Below are 1004 nucleotides of genomic sequence, written 5' to 3'. Positions count from 1 at the left end.
GGTAAGAAGATCAAAGAAGATGTAACGGATACTTCTCATGCTCGTGTTGGTGAAGATTACGATACGACAGACCACAAGACGACAGCGATCAAGTCTGGTGATAAAATCTATAACCTTGTTCCTGAAAAGACAAAGGGTAATGAAAAAGGTAAAGTTACAAAAGGTGTAACCGAAGTTACTTATGTCTACAAGGAAGTGAAAGCGGAACCTAAGAAGAAAGGAACCAACGCTAAGGGTGAAGATGTCAACGGTAAGACCATGTTGGCAGGGTCAACCGAAGTTTATACGATTGATATTGACAATGACCAATACAAAGGTATGACAGGCTTAACAGATAAAGATAAGCAAGCAGGCTTGATGGTTGTTGAAAAATACTCAAGTAAGCATGTGACTCCTAACTTGGCTGGTGTTCGTGTAACAACAGCAGATGGTAAGGTTCAAAGTGGCTTTACAACGAAAATTTACAAGTCTGTTGCAGAAGCTCCAAAAAAGGTTCAAGATTATATCAAGGCTAAAGGCTTGAAGATTGATGGTGAGTTTGCTGTAACTACTGCAGATGATCCAGTAGCTTACACAAACAAGTATGTCTTGAAGGGTATCAATCTGAAACTTGTCTTCCCAACAACTGTTAAGAAGGAAATCAAGGAAGCTAGCAAGTATGATAACCGAGCTTATCAAATTGACTTTACTGGTATCCATGAAACAAATCTAGTAACGAATAACATTCCGAAGATCAATCCGAAGAAAGATGTTGTAGCGACTGTTGAAGATGGTCAAAAAGACCAGAATTCATTGAATAATAAGACTGTTAAGGTTGGACAAGTCTACAACTTTGAATTGGAAACTTCTTATTTACCAGCAAATCGTGGACAAGCTATTGAAAAGATGGAAGTAAGAGATAAATACTCTTCATTAGTAGAATACAATGGTGTCCACAAATGGTATGCGAAGACAGATATTCTTCTTAAGAATGGTCAAAAACTTGCCAAGGGTACAGATTTGAC

General features: G+C 38.0%; 1 protein-coding gene. It reads left to right on the top strand.

Going from position 1 to position 1004, the window contains the following annotated elements; translation table 11 throughout:
* Window positions 1–1004 (top strand): SspB-related isopeptide-forming adhesin (locus HMPREF2542_RS04095; RefSeq protein WP_186822132.1); only part of this gene is annotated, 1004 nt, incomplete at both ends.

The sequence above is a fragment of the Streptococcus sp. HMSC034B05 genome, assembly GCF_001809055.1.
Classification (GTDB): Bacteria; Bacillota; Bacilli; order Lactobacillales; family Streptococcaceae; genus Streptococcus; species Streptococcus constellatus.
The sequence above is the reverse complement of the archived record's forward strand: the minus strand, read 5'-3'. Positions and strand labels throughout refer to the sequence as shown.